The sequence below is a fragment of the Phocaeicola sp. RTP21198st1_B8_RTP21198_201120 genome (genome assembly GCF_040929485.1).
In the GTDB taxonomy this organism is placed as follows: Bacteria; Bacteroidota; Bacteroidia; order Bacteroidales; family Bacteroidaceae; genus Phocaeicola; species Phocaeicola dorei.
Genome location: NZ_JBCOCI010000538.1, coordinates 1 through 697, shown reverse-complemented (window position 1 = coordinate 697; position 697 = coordinate 1). Strand labels below are relative to the sequence as shown.

Here is a 697-nt window from a genome sequence, read left to right as displayed (position 1 = left end):
ACTTGGAGAAGTACGGGCAAATCCCCCCATCGGTTTACTTTGCGGACAAAGGAAAGTGGTGGTTCCGTCAGGAAACGCAAATCCTGTAGCTTCCTTCCTAATCACACAACTTAGTGCTTCACCTTGCGGATACATCTTATATTTAAAAGCAACATCGTTATTACTTATGCGGAATATAACATCATAAATTGTTTTCCCTTGTTGTGTAAACGAAAATACAGCTTCATTTGCCACATAACGAACCTTGCTCTGCTTAATAGAAGCTAACTCGTATGTTTCATCTATTTTATTTGTTGAAACATTCTTCTCCAGCGACATCCCCGATGAGAAATCTCCTATATTTGCAATCATCCCCAATGGAGATGGTTTCAAAAAGAGAACATTGTCATAACTAACAGAATAAGAAGGTCTTCCATCCACATCTGAAACTGTTACTACCAACTTTCCATCAGGACTTGTTATCTGTTTATTTTCTGCACTTGCAACGCTACTACCCAATAACATAGCCATTACTATAAAAAACTTCATCATATTTCTATTTTTCAGATTCTTTTCTACTGACATAATCACACATTCTACTACAATCAAAACCTTACAGAAACTGCCTTCCCATTATAATCGACGCTTTTTTGAGTTCCGTCCTGAAGGGTTACAGTAAACTTACGGTTCTCCAACATTCCCTCATACGCACCTTTTC

1 protein-coding gene is annotated in these 697 nt (G+C 37.9%); it reads right to left on the bottom strand.

Translation table 11 applies throughout. The annotated features are described in order from the left end of the window. Window positions 1-564, bottom strand: a 564-nt coding sequence (locus tag AB5935_RS27900; RefSeq protein ID WP_368328089.1) for a glycoside hydrolase family 97 N-terminal domain-containing protein, incomplete at its 3' end; no start/stop codon positions are given. Window positions 565-697: the final 133 nt, after the last annotated feature.